23 protein-coding genes are annotated in these 24,338 nt (G+C 64.4%); 9 read left to right on the top strand and 14 right to left on the bottom strand.

The window, feature by feature from the left end; genetic code table 11:
- Positions 1–98 precede the first annotated feature (98 nt).
- Positions 99–518 (top strand): nuclear transport factor 2 family protein, encoded by a 420-nt coding sequence (locus tag NLN62_RS43855; RefSeq protein WP_254112855.1) that lies wholly within the window; start codon positions 99–101, stop codon positions 516–518.
- Positions 519–561: 43 nt separating this feature from the next.
- Here the strand turns inward: NLN62_RS43855 and NLN62_RS43850 are convergent, their stop codons facing one another.
- The 11 genes from NLN62_RS43850 to NLN62_RS43800 all read right to left on the bottom strand — a co-directional run bounded on the left by NLN62_RS43850 (position 562) and on the right by NLN62_RS43800 (position 12,317).
- Positions 562–2,733: a hypothetical protein gene (locus NLN62_RS43850; protein ID WP_254112853.1), complete on the bottom strand. Its 2,172-nt coding sequence runs from the start codon at positions 2,731–2,733 to the stop codon at positions 562–564.
- 119 nt (positions 2,734–2,852) lie between these two features.
- The gene (locus tag NLN62_RS43845) at positions 2,853–3,140 is read right to left on the bottom strand and encodes a YciI family protein (RefSeq protein WP_027523709.1); all 288 of its coding nucleotides are present in this window, start codon (positions 3,138–3,140) and stop codon (positions 2,853–2,855) included.
- Positions 3,141–3,208: 68 nt separating this feature from the next.
- Positions 3,209–4,183 carry a sugar ABC transporter substrate-binding protein gene (locus NLN62_RS43840; RefSeq protein WP_027523710.1) on the bottom strand — a complete coding sequence of 325 codons (975 nt, stop codon included), beginning with the start codon at positions 4,181–4,183 and terminating at the stop codon, positions 3,209–3,211.
- Between the two features lie 46 nt (positions 4,184–4,229).
- The gene (locus NLN62_RS43835) at positions 4,230–5,207 is read right to left on the bottom strand and encodes an ABC transporter permease (RefSeq protein ID WP_027523711.1); all 978 of its coding nucleotides are present in this window, start codon (positions 5,205–5,207) and stop codon (positions 4,230–4,232) included.
- Positions 5,204–6,154: an ABC transporter permease gene (locus tag NLN62_RS43830; protein ID WP_254112851.1), complete on the bottom strand. Its 951-nt coding sequence runs from the start codon at positions 6,152–6,154 to the stop codon at positions 5,204–5,206. Before NLN62_RS43830 ends, NLN62_RS43835 begins: the two co-directional genes overlap by 4 nt.
- Positions 6,147–7,649 carry a sugar ABC transporter ATP-binding protein gene (locus NLN62_RS43825; RefSeq protein ID WP_254112849.1) on the bottom strand — a complete coding sequence of 501 codons (1,503 nt, stop codon included), beginning with the start codon at positions 7,647–7,649 and terminating at the stop codon, positions 6,147–6,149. Before NLN62_RS43825 ends, NLN62_RS43830 begins: the two co-directional genes overlap by 8 nt.
- A 65-nt stretch (positions 7,650–7,714) precedes the next feature.
- Positions 7,715–8,599 (bottom strand): intradiol ring-cleavage dioxygenase, encoded by an 885-nt coding sequence (locus tag NLN62_RS43820; protein WP_254112847.1) that lies wholly within the window; start codon positions 8,597–8,599, stop codon positions 7,715–7,717.
- A gap of 15 nt (positions 8,600–8,614) precedes the next feature.
- Positions 8,615–9,460 (bottom strand): NAD(P)-dependent oxidoreductase, encoded by an 846-nt coding sequence (locus NLN62_RS43815; RefSeq protein ID WP_254112845.1) that lies wholly within the window; start codon positions 9,458–9,460, stop codon positions 8,615–8,617.
- Positions 9,461–9,539: 79 nt separating this feature from the next.
- Complete coding sequence (locus tag NLN62_RS43810; RefSeq protein WP_254112843.1) at positions 9,540–10,913, bottom strand: amidohydrolase family protein; 1,374 nt, start codon at positions 10,911–10,913, stop codon at positions 9,540–9,542.
- 4 nt (positions 10,914–10,917) lie between these two features.
- Positions 10,918–11,997 carry a maleylacetate reductase gene (locus NLN62_RS43805; RefSeq protein WP_027523717.1) on the bottom strand — a complete coding sequence of 360 codons (1,080 nt, stop codon included), beginning with the start codon at positions 11,995–11,997 and terminating at the stop codon, positions 10,918–10,920.
- Entirely contained in the window at positions 11,994–12,317 is a 324-nt protein-coding gene (locus tag NLN62_RS43800) for a Dabb family protein (RefSeq protein WP_027523718.1), read from the bottom strand. The genes NLN62_RS43805 and NLN62_RS43800 overlap by 4 nt, the downstream gene beginning before the upstream one ends.
- A 107-nt stretch (positions 12,318–12,424) precedes the next feature.
- Here NLN62_RS43800 and NLN62_RS43795 point away from each other — a divergent pair, with 107 nt between their 5' ends.
- A complete protein-coding gene (locus tag NLN62_RS43795; RefSeq protein ID WP_027523719.1) occupies positions 12,425–13,375 on the top strand; it encodes a LysR family transcriptional regulator in 951 nt (316 codons plus the stop codon).
- Positions 13,376–13,487: 112 nt separating this feature from the next.
- On the opposite strand, the gene NLN62_RS43790 is transcribed toward NLN62_RS43795, so the two are convergent.
- A complete protein-coding gene (locus tag NLN62_RS43790) occupies positions 13,488–13,832 on the bottom strand; it encodes a hypothetical protein (protein WP_027523720.1) in 345 nt (114 codons plus the stop codon).
- A gap of 325 nt (positions 13,833–14,157) precedes the next feature.
- A complete protein-coding gene (locus NLN62_RS43785) occupies positions 14,158–15,384 on the bottom strand; it encodes an MFS transporter (RefSeq protein ID WP_254112842.1) in 1,227 nt (408 codons plus the stop codon).
- A gap of 92 nt (positions 15,385–15,476) precedes the next feature.
- Between NLN62_RS43785 and NLN62_RS43780 the strand changes: the two genes are divergently transcribed.
- Genes NLN62_RS43780 through NLN62_RS43765 form a run of 4 tightly spaced genes read left to right on the top strand, consistent with a single transcriptional unit; the run spans position 15,477 to position 19,064 of the window.
- Complete coding sequence (locus NLN62_RS43780) at positions 15,477–15,950, top strand: MarR family winged helix-turn-helix transcriptional regulator (RefSeq protein WP_027523722.1); 474 nt, start codon at positions 15,477–15,479, stop codon at positions 15,948–15,950.
- A gap of 2 nt (positions 15,951–15,952) precedes the next feature.
- Complete coding sequence (locus tag NLN62_RS43775; protein ID WP_027523723.1) at positions 15,953–17,998, top strand: FUSC family protein; 2,046 nt, start codon at positions 15,953–15,955, stop codon at positions 17,996–17,998.
- On the top strand, positions 17,995–18,201 hold the full coding sequence (locus NLN62_RS43770; protein WP_027523724.1) for a DUF1656 domain-containing protein: 207 nt from the start codon (positions 17,995–17,997) through the stop codon (positions 18,199–18,201). Before NLN62_RS43775 ends, NLN62_RS43770 begins: the two co-directional genes overlap by 4 nt.
- Complete coding sequence (locus NLN62_RS43765) at positions 18,198–19,064, top strand: HlyD family secretion protein (RefSeq protein WP_027523725.1); 867 nt, start codon at positions 18,198–18,200, stop codon at positions 19,062–19,064. Before NLN62_RS43770 ends, NLN62_RS43765 begins: the two co-directional genes overlap by 4 nt.
- 85 nt (positions 19,065–19,149) lie before the next feature.
- Here NLN62_RS43765 and NLN62_RS43760 read toward each other — a convergent pair whose 3' ends face one another.
- Positions 19,150–20,262: an asparaginase gene (locus NLN62_RS43760; protein ID WP_027523726.1), complete on the bottom strand. Its 1,113-nt coding sequence runs from the start codon at positions 20,260–20,262 to the stop codon at positions 19,150–19,152.
- Between the two features lie 284 nt (positions 20,263–20,546).
- Between NLN62_RS43760 and NLN62_RS43755 the strand changes: the two genes are divergently transcribed.
- From NLN62_RS43755 to NLN62_RS43745, 3 genes are all read left to right on the top strand, one after another.
- Positions 20,547–22,406 (top strand): NAD(P)/FAD-dependent oxidoreductase, encoded by a 1,860-nt coding sequence (locus NLN62_RS43755; RefSeq protein ID WP_254112840.1) that lies wholly within the window; start codon positions 20,547–20,549, stop codon positions 22,404–22,406.
- A gap of 5 nt (positions 22,407–22,411) precedes the next feature.
- Positions 22,412–23,206 carry a shikimate dehydrogenase gene (locus tag NLN62_RS43750; protein ID WP_254113853.1) on the top strand — a complete coding sequence of 265 codons (795 nt, stop codon included), beginning with the start codon at positions 22,412–22,414 and terminating at the stop codon, positions 23,204–23,206.
- 152 nt (positions 23,207–23,358) lie between these two features.
- A complete protein-coding gene (locus NLN62_RS43745) occupies positions 23,359–24,162 on the top strand; it encodes a lytic transglycosylase domain-containing protein (RefSeq protein WP_254112838.1) in 804 nt (267 codons plus the stop codon).
- Positions 24,163–24,338: the final 176 nt, after the last annotated feature.

The raw sequence follows: 24,338 nt of genomic DNA, 5'->3' as shown, positions 1-24,338 counted from the left end.
CCTCCAGATTCCCGGCAATCGAGCGCGGGAATGTTCAAAATATATGCATGCAATCCAGCCGCCCAGGGTTAGTATCCCGCATCTTTCGGAGAAGCGCCATGCCCGTTGCCGCAAAAGCCCCAAGCAAAACCATGTCTGACGCCGAGATCGTCGAAGCCTATCTGACGGCCTCGATGATCCCAGACCCGGAGGCCGCGGCGGTCTACATGGCGCCGGGCACGGTGATCACCTTCACCGGCGGACGCGAGTTCGACCATCCGCGCGGGCCGGCCGGCTTCAACGCCAAGCGCTATCGCTGGGTCAAGAAGAAGATGGACCGGTTCGACGTCTGCCCAGGCGAGGGCGAGACCGTGGTCTACAGTGTCGGCACGCTCTACGGCGAATGGCACGACGGCACGCCCTTCGAAGGCAACCGCTACGTCGATCGTTTCGTGGTGCGGGGCGGCAAGATCACCAAGATGGACGTCTGGAACGACAGCGCCGAGCGCATCCTGGTTCAACGCGGCATCGACGCGTAGCGCACGGCCCTCGAGTCCGGTGGCGGCGCCGTCGTGCGTGGCGTCATCTCGGATTGGGATGGCCATCGAGGCGAAGCTGATAAACAAAATAGGTGGGGGTGCAGAACCCAAGCTTGCGGCTTTTCAGGATACTGAGGGTCTGCGGGCTGACGCCGAACTTCGCGCCAGTCAGGAAATCCGGCATCGCCTGGCAGATATAGTCTTCCCGGCAAAATCGCGACGGAGAACATACGTTCAGGAGTCCGCGGCCGACGCCGGCCGCAAAGGCGGCGCTGTCGAAATAGCCCTTGGCCATCTGTTCAAAGCCCTTGCCGCCGACGACAGCGCAGATCTCGTCAGGCGTGCTGCCAGGCTGAACGGCCGCCAGTTTCGACTCTTCGGGTTTGCACGGACGGGTGATGCGGCCGAGCGGCACGCCGATTTTTGTCGGTCGGCAATTGTAGTCATAGCCGCTCAATTTGCCCTCGGGCACGTGATAGACTAATTCATCCGTGCTCAGGCGATCGGCAAAAGAGCGCAAGCTGAAGCTCAACAGATCCTTCGCATTGTTCTTCGCCGTCATGTCCTCGATTGCGTTCGAGCGGCAAGAGAGGCCTGCGTAGATGTTCTGCTGGGGTGGCAGACATTGGCCGAGATGGGAAGAGGCCGCCGCGTTCGTCACCACGGCCTGGCAGGCGAGATGTCGTGCGGCATTGCAGCTCCACTTCGCGCCATCCGCGAGATCGCCGTTCAGGGGGCACGGCATGTTGTCGCCGGCGGCTGAATAAACCGGGCTCGCGTTCTGCCAGGCCGCTGCGGGCGCAGACGGATGCGGGCGGAACGTGTCAGGGGCCTGGCCTCGCGAAAGGCTTTCAACGTAGCTCTTCCGGCGGGCAAGCTCCGCATGGACGTGCGGCGAGAACGGAAGCTGCAGACTGTTGCCGTCGAGCGCGTCCTTGATTGCCCCACCGCCGCTGCCGAAATCGACCCGGTCCACGCCGAGGAAGTGAAATCCCGCCGTCGAGGAGGATTGATGGCAGCCCATGCAGGACGATGTGTTCAGCCGTTCGAGCAGACCTGCGCCGGAGCGCGCGAACTTGACCGACTTCGCGGTCTTTTCCAGCGCCGTAACGATCTGCCCGGCCTGGTCCTTGCTGACCAGCAGGTCGAACGGCCGGTTGGCCACACGCGCGCTTCCGGCCGTGGAAAAACTCAGAGCGATATCGGCCTCGAGGCTCTCCGGCAGATTGAACACGCCGTTGTCGATCTCCTCCGCGTGGCTCGCGAGATAGTCCTGCAATTGCTTCTGCTTGGAGGGATCCTTCAGGATCGCCTGCACGTCGGGTGTGTTCTCGAGTTTGATAGGCTGAAATTTTCCGCCCCGCAAGGCGAATATCCTCATCCAGTAGATCGCTTGGCCGGCGAATTTGCGGCCCTCCATGTTTTCGAGATCGGAGGGAAAGCGCACCACTTGGGCGTTGATTTCCATCTGCTTGAAGGTCAGCCTCGACAAATCCAGCGGGCCCTGCAGGAGGCGCTGGGCAGTTGAGTGCGGGTCGCCGCCGTCGATGCCATCGATGCGCCAGAGCGCAGCCACATCCTGGCAGTGCTTGCCGTCGTCACGATAGCTAAAGACCATGTTCACGGTGAGCGGCATGCGCGAGGCGTAGGTCTTGCCGTTCATCCGGACTTCGTATCCGAGCCGGTAGATGAAGCGAAGTTCGCCGCAGTGGGCGGGATCGAAGTCGCGGCGATCGATGCGATTGACCACACCCGCCAGGATGAACAGCCCGTCGCTCGAACCGAGCCATTTCTCGTTGAAGACGCGAGCGACGTTACCGTTCAGCCGCAAGGTCTTTCCGGCCTCCGTCTTGGCCGACTTTGGATCGTAGGTCTTGAGAATTTCCTTTTCCCAGTCGATCCCAAGGCCCGAAATGATCCGCGTCATGTCCGCGGACATGACGGCCGCAAATTGTCCGTAGGTCTCGCCAAAGCGCAACAAGTCGCTGGCGCGCGTGGGGCCCGGCGCCGGAGCCGGCGACGTGAGCTTTTCCGCCGCGTGGATTTTCTCAAGAAGCGTGATCAGCGAAAGCGCGGATGAATTGTCATGATCGAGTAAGGCGAGCACGGGTGTCTGGTCGATCAGGACCGTGACCGGCGTGGAAGGCTGCAGCGACTGGGCGAAGCAGAGCGGAATTGAGAAGGTCAACCAACAGATGATCGAGACGATGCGCATCTGTGATTTGTACCGCGGCAAAGGACATTTCACAATTTGGAGATGAGCCGCGCTATGACGATACGGCACGTCACCAGGGGTCCGAGTTGGGCCAGCCCTGGATGGTGATGCCTGTACCTTTACCCCTGGCGGCGCAAGAAGCCGGTGATCGTGACTTTCTCCCAGATGCCGGCCGCGGCAAAGGGATCGGCGCGGTTGAAGGCCTCGACCTCGGCCCGTCCGGGGGCCTCGATCAGGAACAGGCTGCCGATCATCTTCTCGCCATCGTCGGAGACGAGCGGGCCGGACATCACGATTTTGACCCCGAAGCGCGAGGTGTCGCTCAGGAACGCCTTGTGCGCGTCGTAATTGGCGAGCCGGGTCGGCAGCGCGCCGGTGCGGTCGAGGGCATGGATGGCAAACAGCATGATGTCTCCGGACAATGTCTTGGGACGGCCGTATTAAACGACCGTCCCGATTTTCGAAGCAGCGAGCCTTACTTCGTGCCGAGCTTTTGCGCCTCTTCCCAGGTCGGGCAGGCCCGCTGTTCCAGCGGCACGTCGAACGGCCCGAAATTGTCCTTGGTGATGACGGTGGGTTTCAGCACGATCTCGGCAACGACGGGCTGTTCGCGCAAGTTGCGGATCGCCATCATGGTGCCGAGGCATCCCTGCGCAAAACCACTATAGTCGCCGCTTGCGAGCAGCTTGCCGGACTTGATGGCATCGATGGCTTCCTTGGTGCCGTTGATGCCGATCACCTGCGCCTTGCGATTGGCGCCATCCAGCGCCTCGATCGCGCCGACCGCCATGGCATCGTTGGCGGCGAGCACGCCGTCGATCTGCGAGTTGGACTGCATCAGGTTTTCCATCACCTGGAGCGCCTGGAGCCGCTGGTAGTTGGCGGGCTGCGAAGCAAGCAGCTTTGCGCCCGGAGTTTCCTTCAGCGCATCGTTGAAGCCCCTGATACGGTCGACATTGGTCAGCGAGCCCTTAACGCCCTCGATGATGACGATGTTGCCCTTGCCGCCGAGCGTCTTCAGCAGGTAGCGCGCGGTTTCGAGCCCGAGGCTGTAATCGTCGGCGCCGACGAAGGAGACGAACTTGCCGCCGGCAGAGCGGTCGGTGATGTTGACCACCGGGATCTTGGCGTCGTTGATCTTCTCGACACCGGGCACCATCGCCTTGTAGTCGACGGGAATGAAGACGATCGCGCTCGGCTTCTTCACCACGACGTCCTCGATCTGGCTCAGCTGCTCGGGGATCGAGTCCGGCTTGGTCGGGATGTAGTGCAGCGTTTTGGCGTTCAGCGCCTTGGCCGCGACGTCGGCGCCGACCCGCACGGTCTGAAAGTAGGGGTTGGTCTGGTTCTTGGTGAAGACCGCGATGGTCTCGCCGTCGGCACGGGCCTGCGTGGTGAACGCTGCGGCCATCAGAATCGGCAGTGCAAGGTGGCCCAATTTCGATTTCATATGATCTCCATCCCTCATTTTGGTTTGTTGGATTTTGCGTAAGAACTCATTGCGAGCGGCGGCGGGTCTGCATGTCGAGCCAGACGGCGAGAATGACGATCACGCCGGTGACGAGCGGTTGCCAGTTGGCGCTGACGGACAAGAGGTTCATGCCGTTGAGCACGAGCGTCAGGATCAGCGCGCCGACGAAGGTGCCGAATACCGTGCCGACGCCGCCGAACAGCGAGGTGCCGCCGATCAGCACGGCCGCGATCGCCGGAAGCGTCAGGCTTTCGCCGATATCGGCCTCCGCGGAATTCAGCCGCGACAGGAAGATAATCGACGCAAGCCCCGCCATGGTGCCGGAGACGGCATAGACCAGCAGCAGCCGGCGCGCGACCGGAATTCCGGAGAGTCGCGCGGCAATCGGGTTGGCACCGATCGCATAGATCTCCTGGCCCCAGATCGACCGCTGCGCAAACAGCGTCCCGATCGCGAGGAAGATCAGGAGCAAATAGACCGGAATCGGCAGGCCGAACAGATAGCCGCTGCCGATCTGCCGGAAGCCCGCGGGGAAGCCGTGAATGGTGTCGCCGGCCATGTACCAATAGGTGAGGCCGTTCAGCACCCAGAGCATGCCGTAGGTGGCGATGAAGGAGGGGATGCGCAACGCCGTCACCATGACGCCGTTGAGGAGGCCAACGACGCCACCGACCACCAGCGCGGTGAGAATCCCCAACACCGGCGAGCCGGTCTGATGGATCACCGTGCCGGCAAGGCAGGCCGACAGCGCGACATTGGCGCCGACGGAGAGATCAAGGCCAGCGGTCAGCACCACCAGCGTCAGGCCCGAGGCAATGAAGAAGGTCAGACTCGCCTGCCGCAGCACGTTGAGGACGTTGCCGAGGCTCAGGAAGGAGTCGCTGAGGACTGCGAGCACGGCGCAGATCAGCAGCGCCGCGAGCAGGCGGTAGAACACCTGGATCGCATCCTGCGACAGGAAGGAGCGGGGCGGGGAGATGGCTTCCTTGGTGATGTCGGTCATGCGCGGCTCCTGATGCCGTCCAGGAACAGCGCGACAATGACGAGGACGCCGACGCTCGCGACCTGCACCGAGGATGGCAGCGAGATCAGATTGAGCCCGTTGCGCAGGACGCCCACCGCGATCACGCCGAGCACGGTGCCGAGCAGCCAGCCATTGCCACGCTCGAAGGACGTGCCGCCAACCGCAACCGCCGCGATCGCATCGAATTCGAGACCGAGGCCCGCAGTCGGGTGGCCGGAATTCATGCGCGCGGTCATCAAGAGGCCTGCGACGCCGGCCATGGTGCCGCCGATCGCGTAGACCGCGATCAAGAGGCGGTTTGGCGACAGGCCGGCATATCTCAGCGCCTCGCGATTGCCGCCAAGCGCGAAGATGTAGGTGCCGAAGCGGGTGTGATAGAGCAGGGCGTGAAAGAACGCGTAAGTCACGAGCGCCATCACGATCGGGACCGGCACGCCAACGAGCGTGGACGAGTAGATGTCACGCACACTGTGGGGGATGCCGACCACGCTCTGGCCGTCAGAGACGATCAGCGACAGGCCCTGCGCCATGCCGAGCGTGCCCAGCGTTGCAACGAAGGGCGGGATTCCGAGGATCGCGACCAGCCAGCCATTGACGGTGCCGAAGGCGGCGCCGACCAGGACGCCGACGGCCAGCCCAAGCAGCATCGACTTGGTCGCGAGCGACACGATGGCAACGCAGAGTGAGGTCAGCGTCAGCACCGCGCCCATCGACAGGTCCAAGCCTTCGGTCATGATGATCAGCGTCATCGGCAGCGCCAGCATGGTCAGGATCGTCGACTGCACCAGCACGTTGGAGAGGTTGGCGACCGACAGGAAGCCGGGCGCGATCGTCCCGAACAGCGCGATCAGGAGCACCAGTACGATGGCGACGCCGGGAATGCGCTGGAGCGGATTTGGTTGCGAAACGACCGTGGCCTCACGCATGGTGCATCCCCAGTCGCACGATGTTCTCCTCCGTCAGCTCATTGCGGGCCAGATGTCCGGCGATACGGCCCTCGCGCATCACGTAGGCGCGGTCGCAGACATGGCAGATCTCGACCTGCTCGGATGAGATCATCAGTGCCGCGGCGCCTTCCGCCACCAACCGGTCGATCAGCGCAAAGATCTCGGACTTTGCGCCGATGTCGATGCCGCGCGTCGGCTCGTCGAAGATGAAGAGCTTTGCGCCGGCAGCCAGCCACTTGCCGATCACAACCTTCTGCTGGTTGCCGCCGGAGAGCAGTCCGACGGTCTGCCGCGCGCTCGGAGTCGCGATCCTGAGCTGCCGGATCAGGCTGTCGGAGGTACGCTGCGCACGACGCGGATCGAACAGGCCGCTCGGAAACAGCTTTCGCAGCGCCGAGACCACGAGATTGTCGCCGACCGAGCGGAGCAGTGCGAGCCCCTCGCTCTTGCGGCTCTCCGGGATCAGCGCGATACCGCGGCGCGCCGCAACGTCCGGCTCGCCGGAGATCGTCTTGCCGTCGAAGATGATCTCGCCGCCTGTTACGGGATCCGCGCCGAAGATGGCGCGCGCGACCTCGCTCCGGCCCGAGCCGACGAGCCCGCAGAGGCCAACGATCTCGCCCTGGCGAACCTCGATGTCGATGTCGGAAATGCCGGTCGGCGAGGTCAGGCCCTTGACGCTGAGCAGCACCTCGCCGGGCTTGTCGGCGAAGTTGCGCGGATAGGTCATGTCGACGGTGCGGCCAACCATCATGCGGACGAGTTGGTCCGGCGTCACGTCGGCGGGCCGGACGCCGTCGATACGGCGGCCGTCACGCAGCACCGTGATACGATCGCCAAGCGCGAACACCTCGGCCATGCGGTGCGAGATATAGACGATGGCAACCCCATCGGCCTTCAGCCGCGCGATCAGCGCGAACAGGAGCTCGGTCTCGCGGTCCGAAAGCGCCGCAGTCGGCTCGTCCATGACCAGGATGCGCGCATTCTGGCTGATCGCTTTCGCAATCTCGACCATCTGCTGCTGGGCGACGCCTAGCTTGTCGACCGTGATGGAGGGATCGATATCGAAGCCGATGGTGTCGAGCACGCGCTTGGCATCGGCCAGGATCCTTCGGCGGTCGATCGTGCCGGGGATGCGGCCCTTCGGCTCGCGGCCGAGGAAGATGTTTTGCGCGATATCGAGGTGGGGAACGAGCGAGAATTCCTGGAAGATGACGGCGATGCCGAGCTTCTGCGCCTCGGTGGTCGATGAGATCGTGACCTTCTCGCCCTTGTAGTAGAACTCGCCGGCGTCGGCCCGGTAGGCACCGCACAGCACCTTCATCAGGCTCGACTTGCCGGCGCCGTTCTCGCCGAGCAGCATATGGACCTCGCCGGGAAACACGGCAAAGGACACCTCATCCAGCGCCTTGACGCCCGGAAATTCCTTGCTGATGCCGCGCAGCTCGAGCAGCGGTGTGTCGGCCTCCTCCATTGTCCGTCCTCTCCAAAAGAATCGGCTTGCCGGACTCTTGTCGGTCCTTTCAGCCGTGATCCGGCTTAAGCAGCTCTCACGCTGCTCGCAAGCTGCTTCAGGCCGAAATCATAGTTGAGATGAAAATAGTCGCCGTCCACCATGCGACCATCCGGCGCACGGCCGGCCGGGTGACGAACGAACGCGCGGATCAGGCTGTCCTTGACGCCGAACACCACGTCGGAGTCGAGGTACTTATCGCCGGCGACGAACACGTGCGTCACGAGCTGTTCGAAGCCTGGCGCGGAGATCATGAAATGCACATGCGCCGGACGCCAGGGATGCCGGCCCTGCGCCTCCAGCATTTCGCCGACCGGCCCGTCATGCGGGATCGGGTAGGCGGCGGGCTTGATCGACCAGAAATGAAAGCGGCCGTTCTGGTCAGTGTGGAAACGCGCCCGCATCGCGAGATCGCCGATCTTGTCGAGCTGCTGCACGTCGTAATAGCCGTCGTCGTCGGAATGCCAGACATCGACCAAGGCGCCGGCGAGCGGCCGGCCGTCGACGGTCGAGACGGTCCCTGTGACCAGCATCGGATCGCCTTCCATGGCACCGGAGATGTCCTCGCCGCTGGTCTTCTCCGGGGCAGCCTGCACGAAGAAGGGGCCGAGCACCGTGGTCTCGGTCGCGCCCTCCGGCACCGGATGGTTGATGGTGTCGACCAGCATGGAGACGCCGAGCGTGTCCGATAGCAGGATGAACTCCTGGCGCTTGTCGTCGCACATGTGGCCGGTACGGGTCAGGAAGTCGATGCCATACTCCCATTCCTTCTGGGTCGGCCGCACCTCGCGGACGAAGGCGTGAAGATGGCGCACCAGCGCCTCGCTGACCTGCTTGATCCGCGGATCGGTGGCGCCCTTGATCCGCTCCAGCACGGCATCGGTGATCGTGTTCTCGTTGAAGTTACGCAACGTTGCCTCCGTTGATCAGAGCTTTGGTTCGCCAAGCCCGGACAGCCGTTCCAGATGCTTGACGGTCGCGATGAAGTCGGTCTCGCCATCGCCCTGAGCAACCAGCGAGCCATAGGTCTCGCGCACCTGTGCAGCGAGCTGGAGCGGTACGCCGACGGCGTGGCCGGCGCCCAGGATGAGATCGAGATCCTTGGCCATCTGCTTGCACGAGAAGGTGGACTCGAAGTCCCGCGTCCTGAGCGGCGCAGTCTTGTACTTCACCATGGGCGAGGCGACCGCGCTGTCGTCGAGCACCTTCAGAATGTCGTGCCAGGCGATTCCGCCCTTGCGCGCGAGCGCGAGGCTCTCGGCCATCATGGCGGCCGACACCGCGATCATCAGGTTAACCGCGAGTTTTGCGTAGCGTGCTTCCTCGCCGGGCCCGAGATAGGTTTGCGCGCGGGTGAAGGTTGCGAACAGCGGCTTTGCGGCTTCGAAGACGTCCTTTGGGCCCGAAACGAAGCAGGTCAGCGCGCCCGTGTGGACGATGCTGGCGTTGCCGGAGACCGGCGCACGCAGATAGGCGACGCCGCGCGCCCGTGCGGCGGCGTCGACCTCAGCGGAGGCCTCTGCGCTGACCGTGCTGGTCTCGATCAGCACGGCTCCCGGCGCCATCGCGCCGATGAGGCCGGTTGGGCCGAGCATCGCAGCGCGTAGCGCGGCATCGTCGGGCAGGGAGGTGATCACCGCAGCCTGGCCGCTGACCGCGTCGGCCGGCGACGCCGCAACAGGGATGCCCAGTTCACGCGCGGCAGCGATACGAGCCGCACTTGGATCGAAGACGGTCACGGCATAGCCCGCCTTGGCGACGAGCGCCGACATCGGCAGGCCCATCTTGCCGATGCCGATGAAAGCAAATGTTTTTCGAAGCGTCTGTCATTCTTGTTGTCCGTTGGCACCTTTAGGCGGCGCGTCCTTGTCGTTCGATTTCCTGCACCAGCCGCCGCCCGGATTGCGCGAGCATCTCCTTCTTCCGCTCCAGCCCGTCAACCAGCAGTCTGCCGTTCCGCTTCTTCCAGACGCCGCCGATCATCACCGCCTCGATGTTGGCAAGACTGGTCTGCATCACGACGGTGGCGACGGGATCGTGAACCGGAAAGAGATTGAGATCGGAGGCATTGATGACCACGAGGTCGGCCAGCTTGCCCGGTGTGAGCGAGCCGATCTGGCTGTCGCGGCCGAGCATGCGGGCGCCCTCCAGCGTGACCCAGCGCAGCGCCTCTCGCGCCGGAATTGTCGTCGTCGCCGGAATGGTGCCGCTGGCCTTGCGCGACTCGGCATTGTCGAGCGCCCGCTGCATCGATAGCGCGACACGGGCGGCGGAGAAGAGATCGCCGGCCAGCACGGATTCGAGATCAATGCCAATCGTCGGCCGGACGCCGCGCTTCAGGAGCCGGCCGGTGATCGGAAAACCGTGACCCTGGATCATCTCGTTTTCCGGCGTCACCGAGAACGACGCGCCGAGATCGACGAGGCGTTGCAGGAGGTCGTCGGAAAGGTCGTTGCCGTGAACGATGTTGACATTGGCCCCGACGAGGCCGGCTTCGATCAGCTTCTCCCAGCCGCCGGGCGTCCTGGCCGGACCGCCGCCCTGGTGCATCGAGGCGATCAGGCCATCCTCCCGCGCCAGGCGGAAATCGTGCATGGCGACGTCGAGGGTCGAATAGTGCGGGCCGAGGACGGCAAGTCCAAGCGTGACGAGTCCGTTACGATCGGCGAGGGGGCCCGTCAGCAACCGCTCGACCTCGCGGCGCGGATGCGGGATCTCCGAGAAATGCGGCTCGCCGGGTTTTGGCTCGGGTTTCGGCGAGCCGTGGAAGAACGCGGCGCGGATACCGCTCTCGATCAGGCCGCGCACGGCGGCGTCGGTGTGGTCAGGCGTCGGATTGTTGTGGCACCAGTCGACCAGCGTCGTGGTGCCGCAATTGATCTGATTCAGTGCGCCGACGAGCGTTGCGATGTAGATGTCGTCGGGCCGGAACACGGTTGCCAGCCCCGCATGCATGCGTCGGAAATACTCGAGCAGCGTCCAGTTCGCGGCAAACCCTCGCAAGCCCGTCTGCCAGGTGTGCATATGGGCGTTGATCAGACCCGGGATGACGATGCGTCCGGTGCCGTCGATGACATCAGTCTCGGCCGTTCCGCTGCCAAGCTCGATGCCGGGGCGCACGTCAATGATCCGGCCGCCCTCGACCAGCACGTCGCCGGCACGGAGATCGCCAAGCGTATCATCCATGCTGATGATGGTTGCCGATTTGATCAGCGTGCGCCGCATCGCTTCAAGCCGCCGCTTTGGTTGCGGTCGGCGGCTCGCCCGCCCAGGCGCGCGCGATCAGGTCGCGGATGGCGTTGCGCTCGAGGGGGCGCGGATTCCAGTAGGCATTGGTGACCGCGAGATCCGCCGCCTTGTCAACGCCGCCCTCGGGCATGCCGATGTCGCGCAGGGCCAGCTTTGCATGCAGCCGCTTGGCAAGGTCGTAGAGTCCCTGCGATGCGTCGGCCGCGCCGATCGCGCGTGAGATCCGCATCATCGCATCGGGTACCGCGGGCGCGTTGTAGGCCAGCGCATGCGGCAGCACGATGGTGTGCGTCTCGGCATGCGGCAGATCGAAGGTGCCGCCGAGCGTGTGGCAAAGCTTGTGATGTAGCGCCATGCCGACGGTGCCGAGGCAGACGCCGCAGAGCCAGGCGCCATAGAGCGCCTCGGTGCGGGCCTCGCGGTCATCGCTCTTCGCGGCAATGGCGGGGAGGGCACGTGCGAGAGCGCGGATGCCTTCCTCCGCCATTAGCGAGGTCACGGGATTGGCGTCGCGCGCGTAAAGCGCTTCCACCGCATGCGCGATCGCATTGATGCCGGAGGTCGCTGCAAGGCCGACCGGCAGCGTCAAGGTCAAGTCGACATCGTAGATCACGGTCTCCGGCAGCACGGCCGCATCGCGCACCGTGGTCTTGAGGCCATTCTCGGTCTGGCCGACGATCGGCGTCATCTCCGAACCGGCATAGGTGGTTGGAATGCAGAGCTGATTGACGCCGGTGCGTAACGCCAGCGCCTTGCCGAGGCCCGTGGTCGAGCCGCCGCCGAGTGACACGACGCAGTCCGCCTCGCAGGCCTTCATCGCCGTGAGCGCCTTCGCGGTGACCTCGACCGGTGTGTGCATGGTGGCGCCGGCAAAGAGGCCGGCATAGAGCGGACCGAGTGCAGCGCCGAGGTTCTTGCCTTGCGCTTCCTGCTGCGGCGTCGTCAGCACCATCGCGCGCTTGCCGCCGAGCCGCTCGACCTCGGCCTTGGCCGCCGCAAGTGTTCCGCTGCCGAACACGACGCGGCAGGGGAGGTTTTCAAAGGTGAACGAACCGATCATGTGCCGGTCTCTTTGATGGGATAATCGACCTGGAAGCGGCCGATCCGCAAGTCGCCGAGCGCCTCGCGCACGCGCAGGTGCTCCGGATGGTTTGCATAGGCCTGCAGCGCGGCGCTGCTCGAGAATTCGGAGAACAGGACGACATCGCAGGCGTAGTCGACATCGCTGACGTCGAGGCCGACCTCGATGTGGGTGAGGCCGTCGATCAGGCCTTTGAGGCCCTCGAAAAGGGTTTTGACCTTGAGCCGGGCCGCGGAGCGCTCCGCAGGCGTCTCCCCGCGCAGCCGCCACATCACGATGTGCCTGATCGGGCCCGACATTTCCTGATTTCCTCGCCACTCATATTGCTTGTTGATGCGCATTTTGCCTTGCAGAAATCGGAAATAAAGGCCAAAAATCGTAAGTCTCTTTTCCGATTCATGCAAAAATGGACCGCCTTCTCCAGCTCGAGGTCTTCGCCAAAACGGCCGAACTCGGCAGCCTGTCCAAGGCCGCCGAAACGTTGCGGATGTCGAATGCGGCCGCGAGCCGTCATCTCAGCGCGCTGGAGGAGAGGCTCGCGGTCCGCCTGATCGAGCGCAACACGCGCCGGCAATGGTTGACGGAAGCAGGACAAGAGCTGTTGCAGCGTTGCAGCACGCTGTTGAACGAGCTCGCCGAGGCCGAAGACGCCGTCTCGGACCGTGCGCTGTCGCCGAAGGGCATGCTGCGTGTCACGAGCTCGCTGTCGTTTGCGATGATCTATCTCGCGCCGATGCTGCCGGCGTTCCGCGCGCTCTATCCAAAGCTCAACGTGCAGATCATCACCGCCAACCGCTATCCCGATTTCATCGAGGCGGGCATCGACGTCGCGATCCGCACCAGGGAGCACGAGCCGGACTCCAATATCGTCGTCCGTCGCATCGGCCAGATGCGGCGCGTGCTGGCGGCAGCACCGTCCTATCTCGCCAGGCAGGGACGGCCTGAGAATCCGGCAGATCTCGCCCGCCACGACATGCTGATCTACAACCTCGCCAACGATCCCTATTCGCTGCGGCTCAGCAAGGACAATGCGGCCCAGACCATCCGCATCGCGCCGACGCTCGACAGCAATGACGGCCAGGTGATCCGCGGCGCTGCGCTCGCAGGCCTCGGCATCCTCATCCAGCCGCTCTATATCGTGCAGGGCGACATTTCCTGCGGCCAGCTCGTACCGCTGTTGATGGATTGGGAGCTGCCCTTGCTCACCATGAACATCGCCTACCAGAACCGCGTCAGATTGCCTGCCAAGATCAGAGTGTTTTCCGACTTCCTGGTCAATCACATCCGCGAGCACTCGCCGGCGGGGATCTGGATGGACGCAAAGGAGCGCGCCCTCGATTCGTCAGGCGCGATATAAAGCACGATAAGCAGCGTCCCATCTGTGCTCGCTTGCGTGCCTGCCACAAGCGAGTGGCGCCGGTTTGGCGCCACTCCTTTGTCCGCGGCAAGCACTGATCAGCAAGCACTGATCAGAACGAGCAGCCATAAGTCGTGAGGGAGGCCTTCGTCGCATCGATGGTCTGCTTGCAAGCCGACTCCATGGTCGCCTTCGTCGACGGATTCTTGGCGAGATCGGTCCACGTCTTGCGCATCTGGTCGATCTGCGACTTGTACGTTGCGCGCTGCTCCGCAGGAATCTTGGAAGTGATGCAGGCGTCGTATTTGGTCAGAAACTCGTCGCAGACGGCGATGCCTGTGCCCTCCGCGTGGGCCGCCGTGACGCCGGCGAGCAAGGCGAGGCCCGTGATGCCCGGCAGTATCCGCCGCCAGTTCGCGCTCGAACCCGCCGCGGCCTTCGATGTTGCTTGACGCATATCTCTCATTTCCTTGTCACAACTCAGTAGTTTCGAACGCCGGCGTGCGCCCGGATTCGCCTTGTCTCCTCCGATCGATGCGCCAGACATCTCGCACCGGCAAATGGTCGGCGTTGCGGATGTAGAGCAGCTCGAGCGATGAGTATTCAGAGGCAAGACCGGGCACTATCTGCCGGCGGCGAACGAATGTTCCGTCAATCGGGCGAGATTGTGGGTGATGACGCAGTGACAATTGCGCAGGGCGCGACATCGTATGGCGAGCCGCGACAACGCAGTGTCGCGGCAAGAGAGCCGATGCACTAGGTGGTGGTGCGCAGGTCTGGGGCTAGCGCGCTCGCGGGAACGGCAGCAATTGACCAGCCAGCGTCGCGCCGCTGGCTGCGATGGCTGCCATCACAAGCGCCCAGACGACGAAGAGCCGATGACCGATTAGCACGCCGCTCAGGAGCGGTGCGGTGATGTTGGCGCCCGACATCAGCGATTGATTGAGGCCCATGATCATGCCTTGTCGATTGATCGCGGTGCTGCGCGACAGCTCCGCCGTCAGCGTGCTGCGGGCGAACATCGTGCCGACGATGATCAGCGTCAGGAATAAGGCGAGCAGGCTGTTGCTGTTTCCGATCGCGAGGCCGGAAAATCCGAGCGCCATGCACGCGAACGCCAGCAGCACGATGCTACGGTCGGATGCAAAGCGGTTCGCGCGCGTAATCAGCAGACCTTGAACGACCATGTTGATGAAGCCGGCATAGGCGAACACCCAGCCGAGCTCGCGCGCGCCGAAGGGATGTCCGTCCCACGAGAACCGCGCCGACAGGAACAGGCCGATTTGCGACAGGAACATCGAGTTGACGAAGAAAAACACGATCAGGAGACCGAGCACCCGCCACGCATGACGCATGCCGACGATCGCACGCGTCACCTTCGCTTGGGGAACACGGTGATGATAGAGCGGCTCGGAGGCGGGATGGTCGGGCGGCAGCAGGGCGACGGTTGCCAAAATGCTGATGAACGATAGTGCCGCGGCGGCCCATACCGGCGCGGTGTCACCGTAATGGACGAGAAAGCCGGAGAGCGCCGGCCCCAGCAGCAGCCCCGTTCCGATCGCTCCGCTGGTCATCCCGAGCGCCTGCTTGCGCGTCGACGGCGCGCTGTGCTCGGCCGCATAGGCATGCGCCACCGAGATATTGCCCGAGGTCAGACCGTCGATGATCCGGGCGAGAAAGACCAGGGTCAGGTTGGTTGCAAGCGCGAGCAGAGCAAAGCCGACGAACGTACCGATCTGGCTGACGAGCAGGACCTTGCGGCGGCCATAGCGGTCCGAGAGCATGCCCACCACTGGTCCGGCTACGAGCTGGCAGACGGCGTAGGCCGAGATCAGCATGCCCAGCACGAACGGTGTTGCACCGAGCCGCTGCGAGTAGAACGGGAGCAGGGGCAGGATGATCCCCAATCCCGTGGCATCCACGGCCACCACGACAAAGGTTGGCACGAGCGACAGGCTGCTGTCGCCCTGCAGCGTGTGGCCGGCCTCTGTGGTGGAACCCGCGCTCATGGTGCGTCGGTCTCGTTCGCTTTCCCGTGATCAGGTGCAATATCCCGGCCTATATAGTTGTCACCTAATAGTTTGTATCCTATCTAATTTGCATGGCTCCCTCGCAGTCGCATATCCACGCCGAGATTGGCCGGCTGATTGCGCGCCTTGGCCGCATCTGGCGTCGCGAGTCGGACCAGGCGCTGTCGGATCACGGCCTGTCCTATGCGACCGCGATTCCACTTCTGGTGCTGTCGCGGCAGGGAACTTCGGTGCGGCAGGGCGTGCTCGCCGAGGAATTGGGGATCGAAGGACCCTCGCTGGTGCGGCTGATCGATCTGCTCGCGGCCGATGGTCTCGTCGAGCGCCGCGAGGACCCGACCGACCGGCGTGCCAAAACGCTACACCTCACAGCAACAGGCGACGCCAAGGTGGAGGAGATCAACCGCGTATTGCGCCGGGTGCGGGCGAGCCTGCTCAAGGATATCGGAGCGGAGGAACTTGCGATAACCTTCGCGACGCTCCAGCGCATCGAGCAGCGCGCCAGCCGCCTGCATGACGCGAAGACTGGTTCAGAGGCGAAATAGTCATGCGCGCTGATGAGCCGTTCCTGGTCCGCCACGCGGACCTCATCTTCGCCTTGAAGACGTTTGCCGCGTCGATGCTGGCGCTCGTTATCGCCCTATGGATGGATCTGCCGCGGCCCTATTGGGCGATGGCGACCGTCTACATCACCTCGCAGCCGCTCGCCGGCGCCACCAGCTCCAAGGCATTCTTTCGCGTCATTGGGACGCTCGTTGGAGCCACGGCGACGGTGGCCATGGTGCCCAATCTCGTCGACGCGCCGGAACTGCTCTGCCTCGCCATCGCGGTTTGGGTCGGTCTTTGTCTTTACGTCTCACTGCTCGACGGCACGCCCCGCAGCTATCTCTTCATGCTGGCGGGCTATACGGTTGCGTTGATCGGCTTCCCCTCTGTCTCCGACCCCGGAAACATCTTTGACACCGCGCTTGCGCGCGTGGAGGAGATTTCGCTCGGCATCATCTGTGCGAGCCTGGTCTCGACCGTCGTGTTTCCCCGCAGCGTCGCGCCGGCCGTCGCGGCGCGTGTCGACAATTGGCTCAGGGACGCGCGCCGCCTCAGCCACGACACATTGCTCGGTCGCGGCACCGACGAAGCCCGCCGCGCGCTCCGGCTGCGCCTTGCCACCGACATCGTCGAGATCGACACGCTTGCGGTCCATCTCGGTTATGACCGCCTGGCGGACGCCGAGGCCGTGACCGGCCTTCGTGAAATCCGCGTACGGATGCTGATGCTCTTGCCGGCGATCGCCTCGATCGAGGATCGGCTGGCCGCGCTCGGCGAACGGGGTCTCCAGGCGCAGCCCGAGCTCAAGCGCCTGCTTGGGGATCTCGGCACATGGGTTTCGGAGGACGCGCGGCTGCCGCCCGAGCCGATCCGCGCCACGATCGAGGCGCGGCAGGCGGCGCTCGACGGCAACGCCTCCTGGGAGCGGATCATCACGACCAGCCTCCTGTCGCGATTGCGTGAGCTCGTCGATCTCTCCTGTGACTGCCGCGCGCTCAGCGAGGCGATCGCCGCCGGCCGCAGGATTTCCACGGTCGATCTCGTCTTCCATCCTGAGGCTGGTGCTGCAGCCGTGCGTCATCGCGACCGCGGCCTCGCGCTGTGGTCGGCGGCCGGTGCGGTCATCGCCATCCTGATCTGCTGCGCCTTCTGGATCGGGACCGGCTGGCCGGATGGCGCATCGGCGCCGATGATGGCGGCAGTGGCCTGTTGCTTCTTCGCCGCCCAGGACGATCCCGCGCGCTTCATCCGCAGCTTTGGCTTGTGGTCGCTGGTCGCGATCGTCGTGGTCGCGATCTACCTGTTCGCGCTGGTGCCCGCGATCTCCCATATCGAGGTCCTGATCGTCGCGCTGGCGCCGACCTTCCTGCTCTATGGCCTCCTGATCGCGCGGCCCGCGACGACCGGCACCGGCATGGCGCTCGCCGCCAATACGGCGACGCTGCTCGCGCTGCAATCGACCTATAGCGCGGATTTTGCCGCCTATGCCAATTCCGCGCTTGCCTTCTTCGTCGGTGTCGGCATCGCCGAGCTCGTGACCCGGATCGCGCGCGGGGTGGGAGCAGAGTGGGTCGCCAAGCGCCTGGTGCTATCGAGCTGGAAGACGCTGGCGGTCGCCGCCGAGCGCCGCGGCAAGCATGATCGCGCGGAATTCGCAGGTCTGATGCTGCACCGGATGGGATTGCTCGTGCAGCGTATCGCCTTCGTCTCGGAGGCCGACCGTCGCGACACCGAGAGCCTGGCGCAGCTCCGCATCGGGCTCAACATCATACACCTTCGTCGGGCTCGCTACGGCCTCGCTGCATCCACGCTCTTCGTTCTCGACGACATGCTGGATCAGCTCGCTGCCGCATTCCGTCACTATACCGGCGCCGGCATGCCACCAGAGCTGCTCGCGCGCATCGACACCGCGCTCGCCGCGGCCGTCGAGGATCCGAACCCGCAGGCGCGGGAGGACGCCCTGCTCGGGCTCGTCGGCATCCGGCGCGGGCTGTATCCGCAAGCACCCGCCTATCGCCCGCAGCGAGGGGAGAGCTTTGCGGCATGAGGTATGAGATCGACATTTACGGCGTGCTCGTGCCGGCGCTGCTGCTGTGGCTGATCGTGGCCTTTGCGATCAGTGCCGTCTTGCGCCGGCTGATGCAGCGCTTCGGCCTCTACCGGCTGGTCTGGCATCGCGCGCTGTTCAATTTCGCGCTGTTCGTCTGCATTCTCGGCGGCATCGTGTATCTTTCGGAGTTTCTGCCATGAAGGGGAATTTCGCCTGGCTCGGCCGGGTTGCCTTGACGCTGCTTGTCGTCGTTGCGGCGATCGCCGTCGGCCGCGGGCTTTGGGCCTACTACATGGAGGCGCCGTGGACGCGCGACGGGCGCGTCCGCGCCGACGTGGTCCAGGTAGCGCCCGACGTGTCAGGTTTCGTGACGGAGGTTCTGGTCAAGGACAACCAGAAGGTCCATCGCGGCGACGTCTTGTTTCGCATCGATCGGGAGCGCTTTGCGCTGGCGTTGCAACAGGCCGACGCCGCGCTTGCCGGCCACCGCGCCACGCTCGACCAGGCCAATGCCGACCTGAAGCGTTACAGCGCGCTCACTACCGACGCTGTTTCGCAGCAGAAGCAGGAGCAGGTGCTTGCCACGCAGTTGCAGGCCAAGGCGGCCTACGATCAGGTGGTCGCCGACCGGGCGGTGGCCCAGCTCAATCTCGATCGCAGCGACGTGCGGGCCTCGGTAAATGGCATCATCACCAACATGGACTTGCGGCCGGGCGCGTATGTGACGGCAGGAAAGGGCGTGATGGCGCTCGTTGACACCGACACGCTGCATGTCGAAGGCTATTTCGAGGAGACCAAGCTTGCGCGCATCCGCATCGGCGACAAGGTGCAGGTCCGCCTGATGGGCGAGCCCGCGAAGCTCACCGGCCACGTCGAAAGCATCGCGGCCGGGATCGAGGATCGCGACCGCGCCGCGGGCGCGAACTTGCTCGCCAACGTCAACCCGACCTTCAGCTGGGTCCGACTGGCCCAGCGCGTTCCCGTACGGATCGCGCTCGACGAGATCCCGGACAATATCGCACTGGTCGCCGGCCGCTCGGCGACCGTGGAGGTGCTGAACTAGAGCATGATCCGGAAAAGTGTGAAGCGGTTTTCCCTCGCGACAAACGCGGAACGCGTTTGCGCGGAGATCATGCTCAAACAACAAGCTACCAGGTCGCGGTGAAGGCCTTCTGAAGCTCGGCAGGCGCCGTGACGCCGCTCGCGATCAGGAGCTGGGTGAGAACGCGCGCCTTCTGCGGGTTCAGGTCCTCGGACACGACGAAGCCGTTCTTGTCGTCGTCGACCTCGACATTGCGCGTGACGAAGCCCGAGCGGACCCGCGTGGCGCGGACGACGATGATGCCCTTCTTGGCGGCCGCCTCGAGCGCGTCGAGCGCGGGCTTCGACGTGTTGCCGTCGCCGACGCCTGCCAGCACGATGCCCTTGGCGCCGTGCGAAATCGCGTCCTCGATCGGAATGGCGTCCATGTTGGCGTGGGAGTAGACGATCTCGACGCGGGGCAGAGGATCGCTTGCCGGCAGCGCATAGGTCGTGCGCTTCGCACCCGCCTGCGCCAGGAAACGAACGCCGCCGGCGGTGTCGACATAGCCGATCGGACCGTCGTTGGGCGACATGAACGTCTCGACGCTCGTGGTGTTGGTCTTGGTCACCGAGCGGGCGCTCTGGATCTTGTCGTTCAACACGGCCATGACGCCCCGCCCGCGCGAACGCGGATCGGCGGCGACCTGGAAGGCTTCATAGAGATTGCCGGGGCCATCCGCGCTGACCGCCGTAGCGGGCCGCATTGAGCCGACGATGACCACGGGCTTGTCGCCCTTGACCACGTTGTCGAGGAAGAACGCGGTCTCCTCCAGCGTATCCGTGCCGTGGGTGATGACGACCGCATCGGCCTCGTTCTTGTCGAACGCCTGCTGGATGCGCTGGGCCAGCGCAAACCAGACCTTGTCGTTCATGTCCTGCGATCCGATCGACGAAATCTGTTCGGCATTCACGCTCGCGAGCTTGTCGAGGCCCGGGACCGAGGCGACCAGTTGCTCACCGGTGATCTGGCCGGATTTGTAAGCGCCTGCTGCCCGTGGATCGGCTTGACCGGCGATGGTCCCGCCGGTCGCGAGCACGAGAACGCGCGGCAGATTGTCGGCGGCATATGCGGCCGTATTGATCGTGAATGATGATGCCGCCAGCGCGATCACCGGAATGGAGAGCATCGCGATCAGGCTTTGCCGGCGGCTTGCCGATGTCAGGGTGTCGTTCGTCATTGAAATGATCTCCCGTCAAGGCTTCGATGCCTGAATGGTCCCGCCAGCACCCATCATGTTTTCCATCCCGCGACATTTTGTCAATCGATGATTGCCTTCCGGGATCGACGCGCGTCGCGACAACGGCGGCTGCGGCATGTCGGGATACGACAGCACGACGTCCTCGAACGGGATCGATGATCCATTTGCCGGCCAAAACCGTGCCCTCGTTGCGCATCCCGGCTTTTGTGGGCTAACTGGCACGAGTTGTCGAAAGAGCAACGTCCGCTGCGGAGGAAGCATTGATGTCATTGGACAATCACAAGACCGGCACAGCCGGCGCATCCAACATCGACATCGCGACGCTGCGGGCGCGCTATCGCGACGAGCGCGACCGGCGTTTGCGGGCCGAGGGCAAGGCGCAATATGTCGAGGTGACCGGCGAATTCGGCCACTATCTCGACGACCCCTGGGCCGATCCCGGCTTCACGCGAAAGGCGATCAGCGAGGAGACGGAGGTCGTCGTTGTCGGTGGCGGTTTCGGTGGCCTGTTATGCGGCGCGCGCCTGCGCGAGGCCGGCATCGACGATTTCCGCATCGTGGAAAAGGCCGCGGATTTCGGCGGCACCTGGTACTGGAATCGCTATCCGGGGGCTGCCTGCGACACCGAGAGCTACATCTATCTGCCGCTGCTGGAAGAGACCGGCTACATGCCCGTGCGCAAATATGCACGCGCGCCCGAGATCTATGAGCACTCGCGCCGGATCGGCCATCATTTCGGCCTCTACGAGCGCGCTCTGTTTCAGACCGTCATCTCGCGGATGGAATGGCGGGAAGAGGAGGCGCGCTGGCTGGTGGAGACTGATCGCGGCGACAAGATCCGTGCGCGTTTCGTCATTCTCGCCGGTGGCCCGCTCAGCCGGCCGAAGCTGCCGGGCATTCCTGGCATCGAAATGTTCAAAGGCCACAGCTTTCACACCAGCCGCTGGGACTACGCTTACACCGGTGGCACCGCGGAAGGTGGCTTGAGCGGGCTCGCTGACAAGCGCGTCGGCATCATCGGCACTGGCGCGACCGCCGTGCAATGCGTGCCGCACCTCGGGCGCGCGGCCAAGGAACTCTACGTCTTCCAGCGCACGCCATCGGCGATCGGCGTGCGCGACGACCGTCCGACGGATGATACCTGGACCAAGAGCCTGAAGCCCGGCTGGCAGCGCGAGCGCATGGACAATTTTACGGCGGTGATATCAGGCGAGCCGTTCGAGGAGGATCTGGTGCAGGACGGCTGGACCGGTCTGCTCGGCGAAATCCTGCTCGCGCCGCGCCGTCAGCCGGAGCCGGTTACCTCGCTCGAGCAGGCGCTCAAGGTAATCGAGCAGGCCGACTACCGGAAGATGGAAGAGATCCGCGCCCGCGTCGATGCCGTGGTGAAAGACCCCGCAGCGGCCGAAGCGCTAAAGCCCTGGTACAAGGCGTTCTGCAAGCGGCCGTGCTTCCACGACGAATATCTCGACACCTTCAATCGCCCCAACGTGCATCTCGTCGATACGAAGGGCCATGGCGTCGAGCGGATCACGGAAAACGCCGTCGTCGTCGACGGCAAGGCTTATGAACTCGACTGCCTGATCTACGCCAGCGGTTTTGAGGTCGGCACCGATTATGCCCGCCGCATGGGATTTGAACTCCATGGCCGCGGCGGCCTCAGCCTGACCGAGCGCTGGCGCGAGGGCGTGAAGACAATGCACGGCTTTTACAGCCGCGACTTTCCCAACTGCTTTCTGATCGTCACCGTGCAGGCCGGCCAGAGCGCCAACTTCCCGCACATCATCGACGAGCAGTCGCGCCACATCGCCTATGTGATCAAGGAAGCACGCAAGCGCGGCGCGAGAACGCTGGAGCCGACGCTGGCTGCCGAGAACGCCTGGGTCGAGGAGGTCGTCAAGGCCGCGATCGGCCGGCAGACCTATCTCGCCGAATGCACGCCCGGTTACTACAACAATGAAGGCGTGTTCGATCCGATCGCCGCGCGCAACAGCCAGTATTGGCGCGGGCCGGTGGCGTTCCTGCGGCTGCTCGACAAGTGGCGCAAGGAGGGCAATCTGGAGGGGCTGGAATTGACTTATGTGACCGCTGCCGAGCCCGGCAGCTCTCCGGTGCCGGCTTGAGCGGCGTGCCCCCGACGCTCAGCGGCGCGACGCGGCTCTATGTCATCGTCGGCGATCCCATCGCCCAGGTGCGCTCGCCCGCAGGGCTCACGGCCGCTTTCGCCGCACGTGGTCATGACGGCATCCTCGTCCCCGTCCAGGTCGCGCCTGCCGACTTGTCCGATTTCCTTGCGGTGGCGACGCGGCTGAAAAATCTCGACGGCATCGTCGCAACCATCCCGCATAAGTTCGCCTGCTATCAGGCCTGCGCCAGCGCCACCGACCGCGCGCATTTTCTGCGAACGGTGAACCTGATGCGCCGCCGCGCGGATGGCGGCTGGCACGGCGACATGGTGGACGGGCTCGGCTTCGTCGGTGCTGCCCGTGCCAACGGGATCGACCCTGAGGGGATGCGCTCGCTGCTGGTCGGTGCCGGCGGAGCGGGGTCGGCGATTGCGCTCGCGCTGGTCGAGGCCGGTGTCCGCGAGATTGCCGTTCACGACGCATCAGCTGAGCGGCGCGACGTGCTGATCGAACAACTCAACAGGCTCGGCAAGGGCCGCGCGCTGGCTGGCTCAGCCGATCCCACAGGTTTCGATTTCGTGGCCAACGCCACGCCCGCCGGCATGGGCGAAGGCGATCCGCTGCCGGTCGACGTCGCAAGGCTGGCGCCGTCGACCTATTGCGGCTGTGTCATCACCAAGCCGGAGGTTTCGCCCTTCATCGCAGCGGCGCGAAAGGTCGGCTGCGTCACGGCGACCGGCACCGACATGTATCAGCAGCACCAGAGCATCATGGTGGACTTTCTGCTCGGCGGATGACCTCGAGAATGTCAAGCGTCGAGCCGCGCGTTGTTTGCGCGCGGCGGGGCTTGAGCGATCGGAGCTGGCGTAGGATCATGCCGTGAAGGCGGGCGAATGCCGGCCGTCGGTTGGTTGCGAGCAGGGCGCATGCCCCGAACAGAGGAACGAAAATGAACAGGGGCAGCATCATTGCAACGGCCGCGCTCGGCGCGATCGCACTGTTCGCACATCTCGGGGCGGCCGGCGCCGCGCAATGCGGCAACGGGCCCGGCGGCTTTGAAGGCTGGAAGCGCGCGTTCGGCGAGGAGGCCCGTGGCAAGGGCATCGGCGCGACCGGCATCGGCGCGTTGATGCAGACCAATTACGCGAGCGCGACCATTGCGGCCGATCGCAGCCAGCACAGTTTTTCGCTCTCGCTCGACCAATTTCTGGCCAAGCGCGGCGCCTCGACCATCGTGGCGCGCGGGCGCTCGCTGAAGCAGTCGCAGGCCGCCTTGTTCGCTTCGATCCAGCAGCGCTACGGCGTGCCGCCGGGGCCGTTGATCGCGATCTGGGGGATGGAGACCGGCTTTGGCAGCCAGCGCGGCAACCAGAACATGCTGTCCTCGATCGCGACGCTCGCCTATGACTGCCGCCGGCCGGAGTTCTTCACTGACCAGCTCTATGCTGCCCTGAAGCTGATTGATCGTGGCTCAATGTCGCCTGGGCAGCGCGGCTCCATGCATGGCGAGGTCGGCCAGACCCAGTTCATGCCCAAGAACATCCTGGCCTATGGTACCGGCAATCTCGATAACGCCGCCAATGCGCTGAGCTCGACCGCGAATTTCCTGAGAGCACATGGCTGGCGAGCAGGAGCCGGCTACCAGCCGGGCGAGCCTAACTTTGCGGCGATCGAAGCCTGGAATGCCGCCGGGGTCTACCAGAAGGCGATCGCGCTGATGGGGCGGCAGATCGATGGGGAGGGGGGGCGCTAAACATGATCCGGACCCGAAGGGCCGCGTTAGCGCAAAGTGCGCAGCGGTTTTCCGAAAAGATCATGCCAAATGAGCGCGCCCCGTCTCAATAGTGTGACGTCCGATAGGCGTCGAGCGCGTGCGCTGCAAAAACGCCGATGCTGCAAAGGGCGAGGAAGGCGGAGATCAGCTCGATC

The organism is Bradyrhizobium sp. CCGUVB23 (assembly GCF_024199885.1).
GTDB lineage: Bacteria > Pseudomonadota > Alphaproteobacteria > Rhizobiales > Xanthobacteraceae > Bradyrhizobium.
This window is presented reverse-complemented; position numbering and strand designations above follow the sequence as displayed.